This window comes from Lysinibacillus sp. 1 U-2021 (assembly GCF_029916965.1).
In the GTDB taxonomy this organism is placed as follows: domain Bacteria; phylum Bacillota; class Bacilli; order Bacillales_A; family Planococcaceae; genus Lysinibacillus; species Lysinibacillus capsici.
The window spans coordinates 474486-491696 of record NZ_CP123966.1; the positions used below are offsets into that span (position 1 = coordinate 474486).

General features: G+C 39.9%; 21 protein-coding genes and 1 pseudogene. 2 read left to right on the top strand and 20 right to left on the bottom strand.

The features are described 5' to 3' along the window. Positions 1-45: 45 nt before the first annotated feature. Entirely contained in the window at positions 46-720 is a 675-nt protein-coding gene (prsW, locus tag QH639_RS02525; protein WP_004232588.1) for a glutamic-type intramembrane protease PrsW, read from the bottom strand. A gap of 83 nt (positions 721-803) precedes the next feature. Between prsW and QH639_RS02530 the strand changes: the two are divergent. After that, positions 804-1304: pseudogene (locus tag QH639_RS02530) on the top strand (asparaginase); the annotation flags it as partial. Positions 1305-1394: 90 nt separating this feature from the next. Here the strand turns inward: QH639_RS02530 and QH639_RS02535 are convergent. From QH639_RS02535 to QH639_RS02625, 19 genes are all read right to left on the bottom strand, one after another. Then, the gene (locus tag QH639_RS02535) at positions 1395-2891 is read right to left on the bottom strand and encodes a recombinase family protein (protein ID WP_281115622.1); all 1497 of its coding nucleotides are present in this window, start codon (positions 2889-2891) and stop codon (positions 1395-1397) included. A gap of 11 nt (positions 2892-2902) precedes the next feature. Then, entirely contained in the window at positions 2903-3334 is a 432-nt protein-coding gene (locus tag QH639_RS02540; RefSeq protein WP_281115623.1) for a hypothetical protein, read from the bottom strand. Positions 3335-3421: 87 nt separating this feature from the next. Further along, positions 3422-3571: a hypothetical protein gene (locus QH639_RS02545; RefSeq protein ID WP_281115624.1), complete on the bottom strand. Its 150-nt coding sequence runs from the start codon at positions 3569-3571 to the stop codon at positions 3422-3424. Next, a complete protein-coding gene (locus QH639_RS02550) occupies positions 3564-4088 on the bottom strand; it encodes a dihydrofolate reductase (RefSeq protein ID WP_281115625.1) in 525 nt (174 codons plus the stop codon). The genes QH639_RS02545 and QH639_RS02550 overlap by 8 nt, the downstream gene beginning before the upstream one ends. Before the next feature lie 145 nt (positions 4089-4233). Beyond that, a complete protein-coding gene (gene thyA, locus QH639_RS02555) occupies positions 4234-5124 on the bottom strand; it encodes a thymidylate synthase (protein WP_281115626.1) in 891 nt (296 codons plus the stop codon). Positions 5125-5193: 69 nt separating this feature from the next. Continuing rightward, the gene (locus tag QH639_RS02560) at positions 5194-5667 is read right to left on the bottom strand and encodes a hypothetical protein (RefSeq protein ID WP_281115627.1); all 474 of its coding nucleotides are present in this window, start codon (positions 5665-5667) and stop codon (positions 5194-5196) included. Between the two features lie 14 nt (positions 5668-5681). Continuing rightward, on the bottom strand, positions 5682-6032 hold the full coding sequence (locus QH639_RS02565; RefSeq protein WP_281115628.1) for a hypothetical protein: 351 nt from the start codon (positions 6030-6032) through the stop codon (positions 5682-5684). 27 nt (positions 6033-6059) lie between these two features. After that, the gene (locus QH639_RS02570) at positions 6060-6287 is read right to left on the bottom strand and encodes a hypothetical protein (RefSeq protein ID WP_281115629.1); all 228 of its coding nucleotides are present in this window, start codon (positions 6285-6287) and stop codon (positions 6060-6062) included. Positions 6288-6336: 49 nt separating this feature from the next. Further along, positions 6337-6498, bottom strand: a complete 162-nt coding sequence (locus QH639_RS02575; protein ID WP_281115630.1) for a hypothetical protein — start codon at positions 6496-6498, stop codon at positions 6337-6339. Positions 6499-6569: 71 nt separating this feature from the next. Next, the gene (locus tag QH639_RS02580) at positions 6570-7919 is read right to left on the bottom strand and encodes an RNA-guided endonuclease InsQ/TnpB family protein (RefSeq protein WP_281115631.1); all 1350 of its coding nucleotides are present in this window, start codon (positions 7917-7919) and stop codon (positions 6570-6572) included. 1332 nt (positions 7920-9251) lie between these two features. Beyond that, positions 9252-9782 (bottom strand): pyrophosphohydrolase domain-containing protein, encoded by a 531-nt coding sequence (locus QH639_RS02585; protein WP_281115632.1) that lies wholly within the window; start codon positions 9780-9782, stop codon positions 9252-9254. 21 nt (positions 9783-9803) lie between these two features. Further along, positions 9804-10646 (bottom strand): ribonucleotide-diphosphate reductase subunit beta, encoded by an 843-nt coding sequence (locus tag QH639_RS02590; protein ID WP_281115633.1) that lies wholly within the window; start codon positions 10644-10646, stop codon positions 9804-9806. Beyond that, positions 10556-11701, bottom strand: coding sequence for an FHIPEP family type III secretion protein (locus QH639_RS02595; RefSeq protein ID WP_281115634.1), 1146 nt, complete (start codon positions 11699-11701; stop codon positions 10556-10558). The genes QH639_RS02590 and QH639_RS02595 overlap by 91 nt, the downstream gene beginning before the upstream one ends. Beyond that, complete coding sequence (gene flhB / locus QH639_RS02600) at positions 11685-12824, bottom strand: flagellar type III secretion system protein FlhB (protein ID WP_000785662.1); 1140 nt, start codon at positions 12822-12824, stop codon at positions 11685-11687. The genes QH639_RS02595 and flhB overlap by 17 nt, the downstream gene beginning before the upstream one ends. Continuing rightward, complete coding sequence (gene fliR, locus QH639_RS02605; protein ID WP_032217627.1) at positions 12814-13596, bottom strand: flagellar biosynthetic protein FliR; 783 nt, start codon at positions 13594-13596, stop codon at positions 12814-12816. Before fliR ends, flhB begins: the two co-directional genes overlap by 11 nt. A gap of 1 nt (position 13597) precedes the next feature. Further along, complete coding sequence (locus QH639_RS02610; RefSeq protein ID WP_000979709.1) at positions 13598-13873, bottom strand: flagellar biosynthetic protein FliQ; 276 nt, start codon at positions 13871-13873, stop codon at positions 13598-13600. Beyond that, the gene (fliP, locus tag QH639_RS02615) at positions 13873-14625 is read right to left on the bottom strand and encodes a flagellar type III secretion system pore protein FliP (protein WP_039022762.1); all 753 of its coding nucleotides are present in this window, start codon (positions 14623-14625) and stop codon (positions 13873-13875) included. Before fliP ends, QH639_RS02610 begins: the two co-directional genes overlap by 1 nt. Next, positions 14622-14993 carry a FliM/FliN family flagellar motor switch protein gene (locus tag QH639_RS02620; protein WP_000043127.1) on the bottom strand — a complete coding sequence of 124 codons (372 nt, stop codon included), beginning with the start codon at positions 14991-14993 and terminating at the stop codon, positions 14622-14624. Before QH639_RS02620 ends, fliP begins: the two co-directional genes overlap by 4 nt. Further along, positions 14986-15837 (bottom strand): FliM/FliN family flagellar motor switch protein, encoded by an 852-nt coding sequence (locus QH639_RS02625; RefSeq protein WP_001754873.1) that lies wholly within the window; start codon positions 15835-15837, stop codon positions 14986-14988. The genes QH639_RS02620 and QH639_RS02625 overlap by 8 nt, the downstream gene beginning before the upstream one ends. Before the next feature lie 386 nt (positions 15838-16223). On the opposite strand from QH639_RS02625, the gene QH639_RS02630 reads away from it, so the two are divergent. Continuing rightward, positions 16224-17210 (top strand): sigma-54 interaction domain-containing protein, encoded by a 987-nt coding sequence (locus QH639_RS02630; RefSeq protein ID WP_039022761.1) that lies wholly within the window; start codon positions 16224-16226, stop codon positions 17208-17210. The last annotated feature ends 1 nt before the right edge of the window (position 17211 follow it).

A 17211-nucleotide genomic window follows, 5' to 3' on the forward strand; every position in this document is an offset into this window, starting at 1 on the left:
ATAAAAATGAAATAAAGCGTAGAAATCTTTGACGATTTCTACGCTTTATATTTTCTTTTGCATGTGAAGATGCTGCACCAGATGATAATGTGCAAGCTTCACTTTGCGCAAGCCAAACCACCATAAAAACAACATAAAAGGAATCATTAAATAAACCCAGTGACCTTTGAATGATAATATTGTATTGTATAGAATGTGAAGTACGACTGGTGCACAAAGTGCCATAGCAATCATCTCTTTTGTCTTAACAAGTTTCGAAAACTTAGCCCGTCCATAATAATAGCCCATTACGACACCGAACAAAGCATGACTCGATACTGGTAATAAGGCTCGCATAAATGCCGTGTCTAAGCCAAATGAAAGTAAATAAAGAACATTTTCAATCGTAGCAAAGCCAAGTGAAATGCTTGCCCCATACAATATACCATCGTAAGGGTCATCAAATTCTATATGATTATAGATGGCAATTAATAGTACAAACCATTTAAAAAATTCTTCAATGACACTTGAAAATAGTACGTCTTGAAGATAAAGATATCGAAAAACCCCTTCTTCTGTTAATACATACTGTAAAAACATGATTGGGAACGTTAAAAATGCGCCGTATAAAAACGTTTGTAGTAAAGTTCTTCTTGGCTCCGTAGCCATCTGATTGCGCAAATAGAAATAACTAAAAAGCGCTAGACCGGGAGCAATGGCAGCAGATAATAAAATGATCATGATGCCGGCTCCTTTCAACAATAGACTGCTATTATTATACCATGTAATGACAAAAAAACTTTTTAAAAGGAGATTTATTTTTTATGAAAAAAACAATTTTATTAATTCATACTGGCGGCACAATCTCCATGGCGATGAGTGCTGAAGGAGCGGTCATGCCTAATAAGGAAAATCCTCTAATGAAGGAAAGTAATAAACTGGCTTCATTAGCAAGCATTATCGAAATAGAAGCTTTTAACCTTCCTTCTCCACATATTACACCGAAAGAGATGCTTTTATTGCGTAACTTGATTTTGGAACAAATTGACGCACAGCCAATTGACGGTGTGGTCATCACACACGGTACGGATACATTGGAAGAAACCGCCTATTTCTTAGAGCTAACTACGAACTTAGCCATTCCGATTGTGCTAACAGGAGCAATGCGTTCATCTAACGAACTTGGAGCAGATGGGATTTATAATTTAGTAGAGGCAGTCCGAGTTGCTGTTGATGAAGAAGCACGTGATAAAGGTGTGCTTGTTGTGATGAATGATGAGGTTCATCTTGCTGTAAATACAACAAAAACAAGCACATTGAATGTTTTATTGTATTGTTCTTAATTACACAATATGTCCTTTATTTTCATATGTATTTTATTCCAACATACAGTATCTATTTTACAGTCTATCCCCTTAAAGAAAATTTACCATTACCTCTATTTCATCCCATTCGGTTCGCTTCCATATTATTTCTGATATAATATTTTTAATGTAAGAATTCTGCTTAGCTTTATCGTTTTCGTCACTACTTTTTTTCATGCGCCCAATAAATTCATCTAATCTTTTAATTCTGTCAGTGTTAGTCATGTTAGAAAATGACTCAAATTTTTCCCTTTTCTTCCTAACAATATTTTCTAACTCATATATTTTCTCTTCTCTTTCTTTGATTTTTGATTTAGCTTTATCCGAAGAATATCTACCTTCTTCAAACCATAACTCAATATTCTCAATCGCTTTATATTGAGTATCTAATTTAGCATCTAACTTTTCTATCTCTTTAAGTAATGCTGCTTTCTCTCTATTTTTTAATTGGTCATTTTTAATGTTCTCTAATGCCATTTTTATAGTATCGGCAGATTCATATATAGCGTCCATTACTAATTCAGCTCTACCACCTTTGCATTGTTTACATTTAGAACAATTCGATATTTCGTCTCTCCCATCATAACTTGATTTTCTTATTGGTAGAGTTGAATTACAATTGTAACATTTTACCACGCCTGATAATACATTAATATTATTCTTTCTTGTATGAGTATTATTTTCTTTTATTGTCTTTAAAATTCTTTCATGTTCTTCCTGAGTTTTTATTGCTTGATGGGCATTATATACAGTTTTCCATTCGTTTTTAGGCACATATTCAAATTTCTTTTTTATAGTAGAATTTGATTTCCTATTACCTTTAGTTTTGTTGTAAACGATGTGACCAAGGGTTACTTCTGCTTTTAATTGTTGTAATATTGTCGCTCCAGTCCACAATGTATTTTTAGGTGAAGGTATTTGTTGTTTGTTTAATGACCATGCAATATCATTACTAGACATATTTTCGTTTAAATACATATCGTAAATCATTCTTAAAACCTTAGCTTGTTCATCATTTATTTCTAACTTCTTAGTCTTTCTATCGTAATCATAGCCGTAAGGAGGCGATGAAAATACCCATCTCCCCATTTCTACCGCCATTTTTCTACCATGAGTTAGCTTTTTATTGATGTTCTTATAATCTCGTCTTGCCATGAATTGTTTAAAAGCTAACATCTCTTCGGAAGCTTCATCTTCCATATTATAAACAGTAAATGGAGTAGTCTCTATAATCAATGTGTTACTATTCAAAAATACATTTGTAATTATATCTTGATCTGTTCCACTCCCCCTACCAAGTCTATCATAATAGGTTACAACTACAGCATCATATAATCCTATACCAACATCGTCTAATAGCTCGCACATTATCGGTCTTGCCTCAATAGAGTCACCAGAACCTATTTCTTTGTAGATGGTATAGCTCCAACCATATTTTTCACACACTTGAATAGAACTACGTTCATGTTTTATTAAATCTTCTGATTCTTCACCTCTAGAACGTCTAAGATAAATTGCTACATTTTTTATATCTTTTAATTCTTTCAATCTTCATACACCTACTGTCCCTTATAAATAATTTTTACCGAAAAAACGCTATCGTTATTAATTTCTACGGCTTGTTGATTCCAAAATAAATCTTTTTGTGTTCTACAAATTTTATATTTATTGGCTTGTGAAATTATAGATTGTATACTTCTTTCTTTTTCTAATTTCTTTTGCACTCCTATTGCCCCTTCATGCGGATACACTTCTGATAATATCTTCAGTTCTTCATCTGACCATAAGTCTTGTCGTTGTATTATCTTATTTTGTTCACGAGATTCTTTTGCCACTAAAGGGTCTTTCTTTAATCCTAGTCGTTTAGCTCTTCTTAATATTTGAGTATTTGTATAATGGGGAAATATTTCAGCTAATTGATTTGCCGTCTTATACTTGTAAACTTTTTTCAACAGATCACTTTCTTCTTGAGACCATCTGATACGATTCAAACTCATCACTCCTAAATATCAATAACATATAAAGATATAATAGCAAAAAACACTGACGCAATACAACATCAGTGTTAATTACAATAATTAATCGCAAGACATATAGCTTTCTATTTCCAACAATCTTTCTTCTGATAAAGATGTAAAGTAATCATATAGTGCATTGCGTAAAGTTTCTGTCACTTCCTCGTTTTTAATAATAAAACTCGATTGCGATTGTTCTTTATAATTAGTCATTTACTTCATCCTTTCTCTCATAATTAATAAACTCAAACCTAAATCCATTCTCTTCATGTTCTTCCCTATGTACTTCCTTAAATTGTTGTTTTACTTGCTCATATGGAAAATGCCGATCTCCAACTTTGTCATCATGAATGTATGTAATATAAACTTTATCTGTATATGGTAACGCTTGTTTAAACAACCCCTCACCACCGCAAATCCATAAATCTTTGTCTTGACTTCCACTATGTAAATAATGATTTATTACTTTATTAAATGAGGATTCTACAATTACACCTTTCGGTACTGCTATCTTCTTGTCTGAAGTTAAGACTACATTGACTCGCTTAGACAATGGTTTGTTTAATTCTAAAAATGTGTTCTTACCCATTAGACAAATATTTGGATGACCATCATTACTCTGTGTCAATTGTTTAAAACGTTCTAAATCTTTCTTAATTCTGTACTGTAATTTACCTTTCACTCCTATAGAGTGCGTTTTATTTATTGCTACAACGATATTGATACTCATTGAATCCCCCTAATTAAGATTGACTATATATGTAAGTGAATTGTAAAATATAATTGTGGCTAAACCGCATCTTCCTTAAGATTGATAGTGCCACTTCCATAGTTCTTTTAAAGTGAGTGCTTAATTTGTATTCACTCTTTTTTATTTAAAAAGCCTGTGGTGCTTTAATAGTTGGATGTGGATTGTAATTTAACAATTCGATATCATCAAAATCAATCTCTCCAATATCTCTAAATTGTTTAACACGTTCACTCAATTTTAATGTAGGTAATTCTTTAGGATCACGCCCACATTGTTCTTTCAATGCATCTAAATGAGTAGAGTAAATATGAGTATCGCCCAATTGACCAATTAATTTTCCAACTTTTAAACTTGTCATTTCAGCGATAATATGAGTAATTAATGAGTAACTAGAAACATTAAAGCTCCAACCATGAAAAACATCTGAACTTCTCATTTGGAATAAACAATCAAGATGTCCATCTCTTACATAGAATTGGAATGCATCATGACATGGTGGTAATGTTTGAGTATGAGCAACAGAGGGATTAGCTGAATACACCTTTAATCTACGACTATCTGGATTAACTTTAATTTCGTTAATCACATTCATTAATTGATCAGTTCCATCATTATTAAAATCACGCCAAATACTACCGTAAATTTTCCCTAAATCATAACCGTTTACTTTTGCATCTTCACGAAATTCATCTAATGTAAAGGTAGGAGTGTGAGAATGCTCATTCATTTCTTTTAAATATTTCTTATACGCATCACGAGTCCAAATATCTACATTCTGATCAAGTAAAAATTTCAAATTTGTAATTCCTTTTAAGAACATAATTGTCTCAGCTACTACACCTTTCCAATATACTTGTTTAGTTGTTAGTAGTGGAAATCCGTCCTGTAAATCAATTTCAATTTGATTACCAAATAAACTAATTGTACCTGTACCAGTTCTATCTCCTTTTATTACACCCTCTTCTAACACTTTAAATACTAAATCCTTATATACTAAATCAACATGTTTACCCAATGACATTCTCCTTTATGTAAAGTAATGAGAGTAGACGCAAATCAACTCTCTTTATTAAATTATGTATTTTTATTTATTAATCCCTTCAATTTCAATTCCTAACTCTTGAAGTGTGAATAGCATACCAGCCAAAACACCGTCACTTTCTGGAGTATGTAATTTTAGATTTTCCTTGTAAGCTTCAAACAATACCTCTTCACTTGTTAATTCAACTTCATAACCAACATATAGTGCAATAGCAAGTTGTTCAATTGAAATGTTATTCAATGGTGACAAATCGTCTAACCAACAATCATTTCTATTTAATTGATTTTGAATATGTTCAAGTAAAAGTAATTCCTTACCAAACAGTTTACTCGCAGCTTCTATTGCTTGCGATTCTAACTTTGTTACCGTTAGCTTTTTAGATTTAGTTGCTTCAGATGCTCTTTCATTATTCTTCTTTTCTATCCTAAAATTCAATTCCTCTAAAACTCGTTTATATTTGTCTACGATATAGATAGATGGGTCTACTTTCTTATTTCTATATGATTGAACTTGCATATTTACCTCCATAACTATTTATTAAATAATTTCTTGAACTTTTTCTTAACCTTATCCTTTAAACTATTAGATACGTCTTTTACTAATTCAGTTTCAACAACTTCAATGTCCTGAGTATCTATAATTTCAACTTTTGTGATACTTTCTGTTTCTGACTTAACTTCTTCTTTGCTGATTAAAACACCATCTGATAATTCATGAGGTGCTTCTAAAGGCTTTAGAAACTGTACAAACTTATTGTTGAATCGTTCATTTCCTACACTATAATATTCTTCATATGAAAGTACACCATTACCATTATATTGTGGTACGAACGGAGTACCATTTTGTTTAGCTTCTAATTTACGTTGTTTTCGTGATTCCATAACATCATTCTCCTTTATATGTATTTATTAATTTACTAATTCAATTGCATGTAAATCTTGTTCAAAAATAATTCCACCCGAATGACTTCCATCTTTCCTAGTTTCTAAAATTACACTTATTGAACCTGCATTTACACTATATACCTCATACTTCTCTTTTAGTGGTGAATTAAGAAATAATAAAGATTTTGTTCCCAACGCCTTAAAATTCTTTACTTTAATAGAATTCCCTACCTCGATGTCTTGTAATTTCAACAAAATATCACTCCTATTTATAATATTTTAATTTTATGTAATTATTATATTAAATATCGTTATGTTCCTGAACAACATTAACTCCAACTTTTACCCATTTACCATCTTCAGAAATCTTCACATATCGTAATTCTGAATCTCTACTAAATCCTAAACGCTCTAAAAACAGCTCTTTATGCATCTGCGATTCTTTATTTTTAACATTTCTCATACGCAAAATTCTCCTTTTATTATTTATTAACCTTATGTATTTTATATATTAAACGTATTTCTACGTGTATTTTATTCTGCTATGTATTTCAAAGCATGTTGATTAGCTTTCTTTTGTACTTCCAATTGATCCTTGATAATTTGCTCTATATCCTTCATTGCAATATTTCTAGCTGCATTTACATCTGAGTTAGCTTTATGATTGCAGTTTTGACAATGAAATGTTTCTTGATTAGGTCTCCATTTATCCTTATTGTGCTTCATATGTATGTGACCGCATTTATTACAACGTGCAGATGTATGTGATGGATCGATTTCTACAACCTTAATCCCAACTTGTTCAGCTTTATATGTTATGTATTGCTTGAATTGATAGAATGTCCAAGTTTTTAAAAACGTATTTTCTTCTGAAATACCAGATAAATCTTCTAATTGAATAGTTCCACAACCCATTTTTACAGCTTCATCGATAATAAATTTTGACCAATTATGATTCTTAGTTTGTTTGAAATTTGCAATTTTACCACTAATTTTATCTAAAGCTTTAGTACGAGTTTTAATACCATGACCTACGCTTCCATCTCCTGCCCATTTCCGTGATTGTTGAATACGTCTCTTACGAGCAAATACTTGATTCTCAAAGTCTCTAATTTCTTTACCATCTCCTACAAATTGACGATAGTAATTATCGTGAGACACTGCCAATGTTGCAGGAACATTTATACCTACATCTATTCCCATAATTTTGTTTTCATCTAATATTTCTTTATCTGGTGTAAAAGTATAAGCTACAAGTAAATAAAACTTATTTTTAGTTTTTCCAATTTTACTATCTGACAACTTGTATTCACCACTAATTAATCTATCTAAAATTATATTTGAACCATTACCTGTACGTAACTCAACATCAATCTGACCATTCTTTAATTCTCTTTCTTTCGCACCTTCTCGTGATAATAGTGCTAGTTTACATGTATACTTTTTGCTATTTATTCTAGTTAGATATGTAATTTGTTTTGCTCTAATTGGAAAACTACCATCACGTTTATACCTAGCGATTGAAATTTCACCTTTCATGATTTGAGGCATGTCATTTTTAAACTTATCGCACGCTTCTTTTACTGCTGATTCTCTAGTCATAGAATATACGTTTTTGGCATAATCTTCTTTCAATATTGCATTAATGTCACCTGAAATCCATACTTGACCTGTTAATTCTTTTGAATTCGGGTATGTTCCAAATCTTTCATTATATGAATAAGAAAAGTTTTGCCAGTCATATGCTAATGTTGTTGCTTTGTTTTTAAGTCGATATACTTCATATTGGATATCACTTAATAGCTTATATAATTCTTTATCATACTTAATTTCGCATCTCATTGTTTTAGTCATCGTTTTTTGTTTAGTTGCTTTTTTAGTCATTTTAATTACCTACCTTTTAGTTTTTATTTGGTGCGAGTAACATAGAAATTTCATGTTAGCTTATGATTCGCACTTCTAAATTTTATAATTATTCAACCTCTTACATACTCATATGAATTGTTACAGGTTTTTCTTAATCCGAGCCTTTTTATCATGTCTCTCTATTTACATACTCATATGAATTGTTACACGTATTGATAAATTAGAGGATAGTTGGACATACACTCTCTATTTACATACTCATATGAATTGTTACTGCGAAAATTATGTATATCTAATCATTTTTTATGTATATGTAAATTTATCGAGTGTCAAAGGTATATTTAAAATTAGTTTTCTATGTATTTGTTGACCAAGACTTCTCGATATAGTGCAGGAGAGTCTGCACAGGTAGTTTTATTTATACTTTCTTGAATATGTGTGTAAGTTGTGACTATTCCTTCTCACACGTATAATGTAGATTGTGACGAAAAGTGAAAACTTTCTACAAAACAAGACGATTACTCTCTACTCACGTACACATGTAAGTTGTGACTTTAGCGAAATGTATAAACATGCGATTCAAGATGACTCTCTACTCACGTACACATGTAAGTTGTGACAGCGAAATTTATTCACTTGTGAGTATTTTATATTTACCGAGTGTTACTAGATTTATATGTTATCAATTCGATATATTATGTATTTAAAATTTTATCTAGCACTTCTACATTACATTAAATATGTAAACGGCATACTGACGGAGAGTCGCCAGAGGTATTTTTTGATTATAACTCTTGCTTATTAATTGATCCTTTAAGCATCACACCTTTCAAGTTATTTTGTTGTTCGTACTATGTAGGTTGTTACCGCCATATTGATTAGGATTCTTCTTTTTTACTTTTTCTTCCTTCTCACACGTACTATGTAGATTGTAACTGCGAATTTTTCGTATGAGATTACCGAGTGTATAATCGTTATTTTCGAACGCTTATATGTATTTTCTAATTTAATATGTATCCGATTCACTTCTCACCATTATTCGCTTAATGGATTGGTATTACGTAGGGAAGTCTACGTTATCAATAGAGTAAGTATTAATTTCTATTGACGTTAGTTAGGTATTTTCGGTAAGGAAGTGTTTTACATTAATCCCTTACCGAAAATTTATGTATTTATTAATTTAATAATAACACATGTATCTTTAATATCAAGCGATTTTATGTATTTATTTTTTTAAGTTAAAAACTTTTTAAAGATTAAATAATATCCATGTTTTATTGAAATTTAGTGATACAAATTTGACATTCATATCACTAAATAATTCAAATTATCATATAAGCAATACAGATTTTACTTAGTTAAACTATTGTTAATTTGACGTTGAATTTCTTCTTTGATTTTATCTTCTGGAGTCCAGAAATCAGGTGATTTAAGAATTTTTCCATCTTCACGATATTTAGCAAATTTAGTACCATCTTCTGCTGTAAATAATTTACTCATATTAGCTGCTTGTACAATATTAAATACAGGTTCTTCATCTACTCCAATTTCAACAAATGATCCTTTTACAAAATAATCTGTATCAGTTAAAGCATCTGCTTGTGCAACTACTCGTTCAACATCATCTTGAATAAATTCTACTTTTGAAGATTTCTTGTATGCTTTCTCTAACCCTTGAATAAATAGGCTAAAAGCTAAATCAAATTCATTTTCATCTTTCGAAGAAGCATGTAGGAATTCAACAATTTCTTCACCTGTCCAAACTGAACGGTTAATCGCTCGTTCTAAATCCATTGGATTCGGGGTTTCTGCAATTGGATGATTAAATGCTAAATGGAAATCTTTTACTTGTTTTTGTAGCTTGTTAGTGAATTGTGTCATGAAATATAAAATCCCCTTTTACTATAAGTTTGAAAAGTCAAATGTGTCGTCATTAATTGGTACTACTTTAGCTTTAGCATATGTAGCTCCCTTTTGTGAAAAGAAGTCATAAGTACTTCCTTCATTACGAATACCATTCATCACAATTGGATTGACTTCCTCTTCTGGGAACATAGTATCTAATCCAAGATTCATTAAGGCTTTGTTAGCATTGTATCTTACATAGGCTTTTACATCTGGACTTAATCCTGTTTCAGCATAAATATCATCAGTGTATTTCATTTCGTTTTGATATAAGTCTAGTAGTAATTCATACCCCCATACTTTTAATTCGTTTTGCTTTTCAGCGTCAAACTTGCTGAAAATACCTTGTGCAAAAAACCCAACAGCTACACCGTGTATAGACTCATCTCTTAATATAAGCGAAATTACCTCTGCACTATTACGCAATACTCCTTGTCCACCTAAATATAATGGATAGAAGAATCCTGAATAAAATAAGAAGCTCTCCAACATTACCGAAGCAAACATAGCCTTCCATAATGATTCATCATCATTTTCCTTAATAGATGTATATATGTTTGCAATTTTATTCGCCTTATATTGTAGAAATTCATTCTTTTTGATCCATTCAAAGATTTCATCTATTTCTTTGTTTGTACAAAGCGTTGTGAAAATATAAGAATAGGACTTGGCATGTATCGCCTCGAATGCATCAAAAACGGTTAGGACAGCCTTTTCCTGTAAATCGTCTGTATAAGCAGCAACACGATTCATCCCGATATTTGTTTGTACTCCACCAGCGCCACCAGCTTGTAGCCGAGGCTTAAGCTGATGGGCTCGATCAGCGGAATGGTTTCCCAACTGACCTGTTGCTCGCTGGTTTCGGTGATGGTGCGGGTCAGCGTTTCGAGACTTTTCTCTTCCGCTTCCGCCGCCTGCGGGCGTTTGCTCATCCGCCAGCCGGTAAAGCCAAGCAGGGCGCTGAACAGCAAAAACGGCAGATGTGGCATTCCCGGCACTACCGCCAGTACGAACATAATTCCGGTAGCGGTGTAGAGCACCGACGGGCTTGCCAGCAACTGGTTACGCACGTCATGGGCGATATCGCCGTTGTCGCTGACGCGGGTGACGATAATCGCCGCCGCGGTGGAGAGTAGCAGGGAAGGGATTTGCGCCACCAGCCCGTCGCCGATGGTCATCAGCACATACTGCTGGAAGGCGGCGTCGGCGCTCAGGTTGTATTTGAAGATCCCGATACAGACGCCGCCGATCAGGTTGATCGCCAGAATCATCATCCCGGCGATAGCATCCCCGCGCACAAATTTCGATGCCCCGTCCATCGCGCCGTAGAAATCGGCCTCGCTGGCAACATCTTTACGTCGGGTTTGTGCCTGCGCCTGATTGATCAACCCGGCATTAAGATCGGCGTCAATCGCCATCTGCTTACCGGGCATCGCATCCAGGGTAAAGCGGGCTGAAACCTCGGAAATACGCTCGGCCCCTTTGGTGACGACAATAAAGTTGATGATCATCAGGATGATAAACACCACAAAGCCGACAACAAAGTTGCCGCCGATCACCACCTGACCAAACGACTCAATCACCTTACCCGCCGCGTCCGCGCCGAGATGCCCGTGCAGCAGCACCACGCGCGTAGAGGCGACGTTGAGCGTCAGGCGCATTAAGGTGGTGATCAGCAAAATGGTCGGGAACAGGCTGAATTCCAGCGGTCGTTTCGCCGACACCGCCACCAGCAGCACCATCACCGCCAGCACAATGTTGAAGGTGAACAGAATATCCAGCAGCGCAGGCGGCAGCGGCAAAATAACCATCGCCAGAATACACAGGATCACCAGCGGCACGCCAAGATTGCCGCCGCGCAGCAGCGCGAGGAACGATTTAGTTGTTTTCGCCATCCAGTTTAAGCACCTCTTTGGGAATGGAAATATGTCTGTTCAGGGCCGGGCGCGGCTGTGCACCCTCGCGCCAGTGTTTCATTTGCAGGACGTAGGTCAGAACGTGGGCGATGGCCCGGTAAAGCTGAAACGGAATTTGCTGGTTCACCTGGGTGGTGTAGTAAACCGAGCGCGCCAGTCGCGGGAACTCGACCACTTCCACCTGATTCTCAGCGGCGACCTGGCGAATATAGAGGGCGATTTCATCGGTGCCTTTTGCCACCACAAACGGCGCGGCGGCGCGCGACGAGTCATACTGCAACGCCACGGCGTAGTGGGTCGGGTTGGTGATCACCACGTTGGCTTTCGGCACCACTTTGCGAATTTGCCCCATCGCCAACTGCCGTTGCAGACGCCGCACGCGCGCCTTCACTTCCGGCTTGCCTTCCTGGTTTTTATACTCTTCTTTCAGCTCCTGTTTGGTCATCTTCAGCCCTTTGGTAAACAGGGCTTTCGCCAGCGGCACGTCGATTAACGCAAAGAAGATAAACAGGATGACAAAGTTGCGCATCACGCAGGCGTAGAGCGATAAACCCTCATTCATCGCCAGTTTGAACGGTAGCGCCTGCAGGCCGAGAAAGGAGGCAAAGTTATTGCGCAGGCTTACCCACAGCATCACCAGCACCACCACCGACTTCACCGTCATCTTTCCCGTTTCCGCCAGATGTTCACTGGAAAACAGCCGCCCAATGCCTTTTAACGGGCTGATTTTGCTGAAATCCGGGAGGATTTTTTTAGGCAGAAACAGCCAGCCGCCGGGCACTAGTGAGGAGAGTAGCGCGGCGGCGGGCATCGGCAGCAAGGTGAGAATAAACTTGCCGAGAATTAACAGGTGATGGCGCAGAAACTGGCCGATCACCTCTGGGTTATTAATCTCCTGTGCATACTGGTGCACGCTGATAAAACTCTCGCGCACAAAATCGGCATACCACGGGAAGCTGCTGGAGATCACCACAAATGCCGCAAACAGGCTCGCCGCCAGCCCCATATCCTTCGAGCGCGGCAGTTGCCCCTCTTCGCGCGCTTTACGCAGCTTTTGCGCCGAGGGTTTCTCTGTTTTTTCTTCGCTGCTGCTATCCGCCATAGTGACCTTTCAGCGCGTCGAGTTGCTGCAACACAAAATTCGCCAGATGCAGATAGTGATCCGGCAGGTTGTAGAGCAGGGTGGCAAAGCAGACCAGCCCCGCCAGCATGTTGATGGGAAAACCGAGTGAAAAAAGGTTCAGCGGCGGCGCAATGCGGTTGAGCAGGCCAAAGCAGCCCTGCACAATCAGCATGATAAAAGTGGTTGGCAGCGCCAGCAGCGATGCGGACGCCAGCACCCAGCTAAAGGCCAGCGCGATGGTGCGCAGGGTTTGCGGATGCAGCGCGTTGCCAATCGGCCAGTAGGTAAAGCCCTTATACAGCACACTCACCAGCAGCAGATGCCCGTCCATGGCAAAAAACAGCAGGATCGCGTAGACGTTGATGAGCTCCGCCAGCACGGTGGTCGATGCGCCACTGCTCGGGTCGTTCATCACCGCCATGCTCATCCCCATATTGAACGAGAGAATTTGCCCGGCCAGCTGTAGCGCCAGAAACAAAAACTGAAACATCAGCCCGAATAACATGCCCCATAAAATTTGCTCCACCGTCAGGATCAGGCTGTTGAGCGATATCAGGTCGTGGGGAACAGGATGGGGGATCAACGGCGTGATGATGATTGCCAGCGCCAGCGACAAAATAATCCGCACGCGCACGGTCAGGGCGCTGTTATCCAGCACAGGCACATAGCGCAGAAACGCCATAATGCGCACAAAGGGAAACCACAGCCCCAGCGCCAGCTCCATCAGTTGCGTAACGTCGCTTGTGCGCATCTCAATGAACCAGCAACGCGGCCTGGGTAAACAGGTGAATGCAGAGATCATGCAACTGGATAATCATCCATTTACCGCACACGCCCAGCACCACCAGCGTGACAATCAGCCTCGGCAAAAAGCTTAGGGTCTGTTCGTTAATCTGCGTTACCGCCTGGAACACGCTCACCAGCAGGCCGACCAGCAGGCTCGGCACTACCAGCACCGAAACCAGCAAAATCACCACTTTTATGCCGCTGGCGACAATGTCGGCGGCTACGTCTATGGTCAGCATCATCAGCCCAGCCCCAGCCCGCGAATGCTGGTGGTGAGTGTACCGATGGTCAGCGACCAGCCGTCGATCAGCACAAACAGCATCAGCTTAAAGGGTAGCGAAACGATCAGCGGCGACAGCATCATCATCCCCATCGCCATCAGTACGCTGGCGACAATCAGGTCGATAACCAGAAACGGGATGTAAATCATAAAGCCAATCTGGAAGGCGGTTTTCAGCTCGCTCAACACATAGGCGGGCACCACAATCGAGAGATCCTGGTCGGCGGCATGGCCCTTCGCGCCGCCGATAGTCATGATTTGCGCCATCGCTTTTTTGTCAGTCTGCGCCAGCATAAAGCGTTTGAGTGGCGTCGCGGCGGTGCTTAACGCATCGGTCAGGGTAATCTGATCATTTTCAAACGGCACTACTGCGTGGTCGTAAATATTGAGCCAGATGGGGCGCATCACCAGCATGGTGAGGGAGAGCGCAATGCCAATCAGAATGCGGTTTGGCGGCGTTTGTTGTAGCCCTAGCGCCTGGCGCAGCAGCGACAGCACGATAATAAAGCGCGTAAAGCAGGTCATCATCAGCACCATCGTAGGCAGCAAACCGACGAGGGTCATCAGAATCAGCACCTGGATTTTGACGCTGTACTCCTGAGTGTTGCCGTGGGTGACCACGTTAAGCAGCGCAATATCGCCGCCCTGGGCCAACGCCAGCGGCGCAAGCGCCAGCAGCCCAAGGCCCAGCGTCAGTTGAGTGCGGCGTTTCATGGTGCCAGGTCGTTGATATCGCGGGTGTTAAATTCCAGCACGCGCAGGCCGTACTTCTCGTTGACCACCACCACTTCCGCTTTGCCCAGCAGGATATTGTTCACTTTGATATCCAGCGGCTCCCCGGCGAGTTTATCCAGCTCAATCACCGTGTCGTCGTCGATGTTAAGGAGGTCGGCTAACATTATTTCTACTGATGACACTTCCAGCGTTAAGGTCACCGGAATGCGTTTTAGCAGCGTCATCGAGTCGGAAAAACGGTCTTCCAGGCGGGTGACCAGCGTTTCAGCGTCGGCGGATTTTGCGACAGGCGCAACTTCATCGGTGAGGCCAAAATCCCCGGCTAAAATATCTTCTTGCTTACTCATGGCTATTCTCATTTTTGCCCGCCAGCTCCGACAAAAACAGTTTGTCTTTGTCTTCCACAATCAGGGCGCTAAATAATTCAGATTGCCCAATCGCCACCGGGAACGTTTCTCCCAGCGAGATGGGTAAAATATCCCCGGCTTTTATCTGCGTGAGATCCGCGACATTCATCGATAGCTCGGCGATTTTGACGTTCAGGGTCAGCGGCAGGGAGCGGATGATTTCTTTAATCAGGGCCGGTTTATTAACGGATTTCGCCACCTGCTGCGGTTTACTGTGCTCGCTGTGGCGGATCAGATTCAAAATAAAATCGGTGTGGGCGTCGTCGAGCAAAATACGAAAACGGCTCTCTTCATCGCCCGCAAGGGTAAAGGTTAATTGATACGCCCAGTGGGTAATTACCGTGCTGCTGTCCAGCTTTAATTTCAGCGCAATACCGGAGGTTTGCAGATTAAAAATCAGCGTGCAGATATCCAGCGCCAGACGGTTTTTTAACCGCGTTTCGGTTTTGGTCGGCAGCCCGTTATGCGCTTTCGCCTCTTCAAGAGAGGACTCCAGACCATAAAAATTGCCCAGCAGCATTAACAGCAAAGAGCGATCAATATCAAACGCCAGATGCCCGACCTGGGAAACCATCAGTTCAGCGTTTTTATTAATAATATCCATTTCGCAGCCAATCTTTTTTAGGGTGATATTGCTGCGATGCTTTTTGAGAAAGTAGCTGCCCAGATGCGAATCAATCACGTCAAAATTCCCCGTAAACAGGGTCGGCAGGCGATGGTAGGGGCGTCCGAGCCGATTACCTTCTAATTTAAAGATGCCTGGCGTTTTACTGTACTTCAGCATGGCTTACTTTCTCTGCTGTAATGGTATGGGCGATTTTGTGCACGCAAATCCGGCAGTGACACAAGGTGAGGTATTAAATAGAGGGGGAGTGAAAGGGGCAAATTATTAATAGGATGAAAAAATAATTAAATTATTAAAGGGTGAGATGTCGGGCATCGTCATAAAACATTGCACGAACTGTAGGCCTGATAAGACGCGCCGCATCGCATCAGGCACCGGTGCACAATTGCCGGATGCGGCGTAAACGCCTTATCCGGCCTACATGGATAAATCATTGTTTATAAACAAATAATATTTTTATTATCGTTTAATTCGAACTTGTTAATCCCGCCGGTGATACGCTTCAGAACATCCTGATTATTGTCGCTACTTATATCGTTCACCCTATGTCTGAACTTATTGCAACTGCCGCTTCCAGCATTAACGCTTTTAATCTGGCAAAGCGTGTCGCCGCATTTAACGTGCCGGTGCTCATTCAGGGCGAAACCGGCGCGGGCAAAGAGTGCGTGGCGAAATATATTCACACAGTCGCCTTTGGTGAAAATGAAAACGCGCCCTATATCGGCGTGAACTGCGCTGCGATCCCGGAAAACATGCTGGAAGCAACCTTATTTGGCTACGACAAAGGCGCATTTACCGGCGCAATTGCCAGTGTGCCAGGAAAAATGGAACTGGCGAATAACGGCACCTTATTACTCGATGAAATTGGCGATATGCCGCTGGCGTTACAGGCCAAAATATTACGCGTATTGCAGGAACAACAGGTTGAGCGATTAGGCAGCAACCGACAAATTAAACTCAATTTTCGCCTGATTGCCTGCACCAATAAAAACCTTGAGCAGGAAGTCGCCGCCGGGCGTTTTCGTGAAGATCTCTATTATCGTCTGGCGGTTATTCCTATTACCATGCCGCCGCTGCGTGAACGTCTGAACGATATTATTCCGCTGGCAGAGTCATTTATAAAAAAATACTCCACGGTGCTGGTGAAAAATATAACCCTTTCAGAATCTACCCGCCGTGCGATGCTGAATTACCGCTGGCCCGGCAATGTGCGCCAGCTGGAGAACGCCATTCAGCGGGGAATGATTTTAAATCGCGACGGTGTAATTTACCCGGACGCCTTAGGCCTGCCGGAAAATGACATTGCCGACCACAGCGAACTGCAATGGCCTGCTCAGCCCGCCGTACACATTGCCGAAACCAGCGATTTAGGCCAGCACGGACGAAGCGCCCAGTATCAATATATCGCTGACCTGATGCGTAAATATCAGGGCAACCGCAGCAAAATCGCCGACCTGTTAGGTATTACCCCGCGCGCACTGCGCTATCGACTGGCCTCCATGCGCAAGCACGGTATCGAAGTTTTCTCCTGAC